At 67.9% G+C, this 755-nt stretch carries 1 protein-coding gene and 1 pseudogene; both read left to right on the plus strand.

The features are described from left to right. On the plus strand, window positions 1-448 hold a 448-nt coding region (locus tag EN935_RS38685), incomplete at its 5' end, for a glycosyltransferase (RefSeq protein WP_164771860.1). Then, window positions 445-755, plus strand: a pseudogene (locus tag EN935_RS38690) (glycosyl hydrolase family 5); the annotation flags it as partial. The gene EN935_RS38685 and the pseudogene EN935_RS38690, both read left to right, overlap by 4 nt.

Consider the following 755-nt stretch of genomic DNA (forward strand, 5'->3'; position numbering starts at 1 on the left):
CCCCTACCATGCCGCCATCCGCAAGGCGGCGAACGGCTCGGTGGTCCTGCCGGGTGCCATCTACGACCAGGCAACGGTGAAGGCGCTGCGCTTCCACGCCCGCGCCTATCTGCACGGCCACACGGTCGGCGGCACCAACCCGTCGCTGGTCGAGGCGCTGGCGGCCGGCAACATGGTGATCGCGCACGACAATCCCTACAACAGGTGGACCGCGGGAGCGGCCGCGGTCTACTTCACCGACAAGGACAGTTGCGCCGAGCGGATGCAGCAGGCGCTGGACGATGATGACCTGGTCAAGACCTGCGGCGCTGCCGCCAGGGCGCGCGCCCGCGAAGCCTTCCGCTGGGATGATGTCCTGCTTGCCTATGAAAATGAAGCCTACCGCTTGCTCGGCGTGACCGCCGCCAAGACCACCGCGATGGATCACGCATCGCACGGAACTGTATGAGAGGCTGGTCGCGCCGGCGGCGCGGCGTCAACGCCTGGCCCTGGTTTTCGCTGACGCGCGAATTTCCGGCACCCCGCACCGACTATGACTGGCCGCCCTTCCAGTCGCAGCGGCCGGTGCCGACACCAGACGACCTTGGTCGGCTGCGCAGGACCGGGCTCGATTTCATCCGTCTGCCCGTCGATCCCGGTCCTTTCCTGGCCGCCGACGCCGCCACGCGCGGCAAGTTGCTGGACATGCTGAACGAGGCCGTCACCGCCACGCTCGACGCCGGCCTCGGCATCATCGTCAACATCCAGGCCAATGG

Origin of the sequence: Mesorhizobium sp. M7D.F.Ca.US.004.03.1.1, assembly GCF_003998635.1 — a bacterium.
Classification (GTDB): domain Bacteria; phylum Pseudomonadota; class Alphaproteobacteria; order Rhizobiales; family Rhizobiaceae; genus Mesorhizobium; species Mesorhizobium loti.